The following is a 3173-nucleotide window of genomic DNA, read 5'->3' on the forward strand; positions in this document are numbered from 1 at the left end:
GCCTGCTCCAGGAGGCCGTCGACGCCGGCGAGCTGCGCGCCGATCTCGACATCGAGCTGGTGTACCGCTTCCTGCGCGACACGGTGTGGGTCGCCGTCACCTGGTACCGGCCGGGCGGCGCGTTGTCGGCCGACGAGGTCGCCACGCAGTACCTCTCCATCCTGTTCGAAGGGATCGCAGAACATGGCTGAAGCGTTCATCGTCGATGCCGTCCGCACCCCGGTCGGGAAACGAGGCGGCTCGCTCGCCGGGACACATTCTGCAGACTTGGGTGCGCATGTTCTCTCAGCCATCGTCAGGCGCACTGGGATCGACCCGGGCGCGGTCGACGACGTGATCATGGGGTGCTGCGACACCATCGGCTCCCAGGCCGGCGACGTCGCCCGCACCGCGTGGCTGGTGGCGGGGTTGCCCGACCACGTACCCGGCGTGACCATCGACCGGCAGTGCGGCTCCTCCCAGCAGGCGGTGCACTTCGCGGCCCAGGGAGTGATGTCGGGAACCCAGGATCTGGTCGTCGCCGGTGGCCTGCAGAACATGAGCGCCATCCCGATCTCCGCGGCGATGCTGGTCGCCGACCAGTACGGCTTCAGCACGCCGTTCGCGGAGTCGCCCGGCTGGCTGGCGCGTTTCGGCGACCAGGAGGTCAGCCAGTTCCGCTCCGCCGAGATGATCGCCGAGAAGTGGGGCATCTCCCGCGAGCAGATGGAGGAGTTCGCCCTGGCCTCGCACGAGCGCGCGCGAGCGGCGATCGCCGAGGGACGGTTCGACGCCGAGGTGGAACCGGTCGGCGAGTTCGCGACCGACGAGTGCCCGCGCGAGACGTCACTGGAGAAGATGGCCGCGCTGGGGCCGCTGGCACCCGGTGGCCGGATCACCGCGGCCGTCGCGTCCCAGATCTGCGACGCGGCGAGCGCCATGCTCATCGCGTCTGAGCAGGCCGTGCAGGAGCATCAGCTCACCCCGCGAGCCCGGGTCCACCACCTCTCGGTGCGGGGCGACGACCCGATCTGGATGTTGACCGGCCCGATCGCCGCGACCCGGCACGCCTTGGAGAAGACGGGCATGTCCGTGACTGACATTGACCTGTTCGAGTGCAACGAGGCGTTCGCGTCGGTGGTGCTGGCCTGGATGCAGGACCTGGACGTCCCGCACGAGCGCGTGAACGTCAACGGCGGCGGCATCGCCCTGGGCCACCCGATCGGCGCCACCGGCACCCGCTTGATGACCACGCTCCTCAACGAGCTCGAGCGCACCGGCGGCCGCTACGGCCTGCAGGTCATGTGCGAGGGCGGCGGCCAGGCGAACGTCACCATCATCGAGCGGCTGTGACGCCCACGCTTGAGCTCGCTCAGACGGCGACGACGTCGATCAGCCGGTCCGCGTCTGTGAAGTCACTCGCGTTGCGGGTGTAGAGGCGCGCGGAGTGCGCATGCGCCGTCGCGGCGATGATGAGGTCCAACGCACGCGCGCGTGGCTGGCGACCGGCCTCGACAACTGCGGACGCCAACTGGCCGTAGCTGGCGGCGACAGCCTCATCCATCGGTAGCGCATCGAATCGGCGCTGCAAGATCGACAGGCGCCGCAATCGCTCGGCGCGGACGCTCTGGTCGCCGGCCACCAAGACGCCGAAATGCAGTTCAGCGAGCGTGACCGCGCTGATCGCCAACTCGCCATCGAGCGGGCCGACGTCTGCGGCGATGACCACGCTGGTATCGAGGACGGCTCTCACCGGCTGGCCCATGGGTCAGAGACTCCTTGGTCGACACGGTCGCGATCCTGCTCCCAGGCGGTGTCGTCGGGACCGCCGAACAGATCGTTCACGTCATCCCAGGTTCGCCACCGTTGGGGTGCCGCAGCCACCAACCTGGCGCTAGGTCGCCCAGCCACGGTGATGATGATCTCCTCGCCTGCTTCGACTCGCCGCACCAGCTCGGACGCCTCCTGGCGTAGCTCGCGGAGCCCCACAACATCCATGCTGACGAGGGTAGCACAAGTGCTACCGTGACTACCTGGTAGCGATAGCGTTGCGTGCATGGCGGTCTCCGGTAGTGCCGAGTTCGACGTCGATGCCTCACCCGAGCACGTGATGGACGCCGTGGCAGCGGTCGAGGACCTGCCCGAGCGGTCCCCGTCGCACAAGTCCGCTGAGGTCGAGTCTCGCCACGAAGACGGACGTCCGAACCGGGTGCGCGCCCAGGTGAGCGCGGCCGGGTTCAGCGACGAAGAGGTCACCGACTACACGTGGGACGGGCTGCAGTCGGTGACGTGGACGCTCGCGGAAAGCTCGATGCAGTCCGAGCAGGTCGGCACCTACACGCTGACCCCGACGGACGGCGGCACCCACATCCGGCTCGACCTCGAGATCGGCGTGAAGGTACCCATGCCCGGGTTCGTGCTCAAGCGGGTGCTCAAGAGCGCGCTCGAATCGGGCAGCAATGGCTTCAAGGCGTACGTCGAGAGGCGTTGACGCTCAACAGCGCAGGCGCGGTGACCTGGCGTCCACGATCCGGTCGGCCATGGACGCTCTTCCACCGGCAGAAGTGGAGGCTGGACGCTGAACCACCGATCAGCTATCCGAGATACCTGCTGGTTCGCCTGAGCGCTGCCCCGGCTTCGGTGACGATCCGGTCGATCAGTTCCTCGCAGGTGGGGAGGTCGTCGATGACGCCGACCACCTGGCCGGAGGCGAGGACGCCGGCGGTCGGGTCGCCGTCGACCAGTCCGGCCTTGAGCATCATCGGTGTGTTCGCGGCGAGGGCGAGCTGGCCGAGGGTGCGCCCCTGCTCCTTGCGCATCCCCCGCCCGTCGATGGCAAGCTCCTTCCACGACATCCCGGCCATGCGCTTGAACTCCAAGGTGCGGCGAGCCGTCGGGACGAGGCGTCGTACGCCGGAGGAAGCCTCGACCTGTTCCACGAGGTCAGTGCGGAGCATGCGCTGCGGCATCCCGTCGACTTTCCTGGTGACCACTGTGTCCTCCAGGTCCGCCGCCAGGTAGCGCTGCTTCACTTCGTCTGGGACGCGGCTGTCGGCCGTCAGCAGGAACCGCGTGCCCATGCCGACGCCGGCTGCGCCGTAGGCCAGGGCGGCAGCCAGCCCGCGTCCGTCGAAGAAGCCACCCGCGGCGATGACCGGGATGTCCACGGCGTCGAGGACCGTCGGGAGCAGCAG

Annotated in this window: 5 protein-coding genes and 1 pseudogene; 3 read left to right on the forward strand and 3 right to left on the reverse strand. The window is 68.7% G+C overall.

Annotated features, from left to right (window positions below; all coding sequences use genetic code 11):
* Positions 1–191 (forward strand): annotated as a pseudogene (locus tag ACRDPN_RS00675) (TetR family transcriptional regulator); the annotation flags it as partial.
* Positions 184–1332, forward strand: a complete 1149-nt coding sequence (locus tag ACRDPN_RS00680) for an acetyl-CoA C-acetyltransferase (RefSeq protein WP_431445392.1) — start codon at positions 184–186, stop codon at positions 1330–1332. The pseudogene ACRDPN_RS00675 and the gene ACRDPN_RS00680, both read left to right, overlap by 8 nt.
* 19 nt (positions 1333–1351) lie before the next feature.
* Here the strand turns inward: ACRDPN_RS00680 and ACRDPN_RS00685 are convergent, their stop codons facing one another.
* A complete protein-coding gene (locus ACRDPN_RS00685) occupies positions 1352–1744 on the reverse strand; it encodes a type II toxin-antitoxin system VapC family toxin (RefSeq protein ID WP_431445394.1) in 393 nt (130 codons plus the stop codon).
* Positions 1729–1977 (reverse strand): type II toxin-antitoxin system Phd/YefM family antitoxin, encoded by a 249-nt coding sequence (locus ACRDPN_RS00690; protein WP_431445395.1) that lies wholly within the window; start codon positions 1975–1977, stop codon positions 1729–1731. Before ACRDPN_RS00690 ends, ACRDPN_RS00685 begins: the two co-directional genes overlap by 16 nt.
* A gap of 58 nt (positions 1978–2035) precedes the next feature.
* Here ACRDPN_RS00690 and ACRDPN_RS00695 point away from each other — a divergent pair, with 58 nt between their 5' ends.
* Positions 2036–2470 (forward strand): SRPBCC family protein, encoded by a 435-nt coding sequence (locus ACRDPN_RS00695; protein ID WP_431445396.1) that lies wholly within the window; start codon positions 2036–2038, stop codon positions 2468–2470.
* Positions 2471–2573: 103 nt separating this feature from the next.
* On the opposite strand, the gene ACRDPN_RS00700 is transcribed toward ACRDPN_RS00695, so the two are convergent.
* Positions 2574–3173 (reverse strand): NAD(P)H-dependent flavin oxidoreductase (locus tag ACRDPN_RS00700; RefSeq protein ID WP_431445397.1); only part of this gene is annotated, 600 nt, incomplete at its 5' end.

Origin of the sequence: Aeromicrobium sp., from assembly GCF_050700635.1 — a bacterium.
GTDB lineage: Bacteria > Actinomycetota > Actinomycetes > Propionibacteriales > Nocardioidaceae > Aeromicrobium.

Excerpts from the sequence above, each read along its gene's own strand:
- ACRDPN_RS00690 (WP_431445395.1), bottom strand. The coding sequence starts at position 1,977 with ATGGATGTTGTGGGGCTCCGCGAGCTACGCCAGGAGGCGTCCGAGCTG.
- ACRDPN_RS00685 (WP_431445394.1), bottom strand. The coding sequence starts at position 1,744 with ATGGGCCAGCCGGTGAGAGCCGTCCTCGATACCAGCGTGGTCATCGCC.
- ACRDPN_RS00695 (WP_431445396.1), top strand. The coding sequence starts at position 2,036 with ATGGCGGTCTCCGGTAGTGCCGAGTTCGACGTCGATGCCTCACCCGAG.
- ACRDPN_RS00680 (WP_431445392.1), top strand. The coding sequence starts at position 184 with ATGGCTGAAGCGTTCATCGTCGATGCCGTCCGCACCCCGGTCGGGAAA.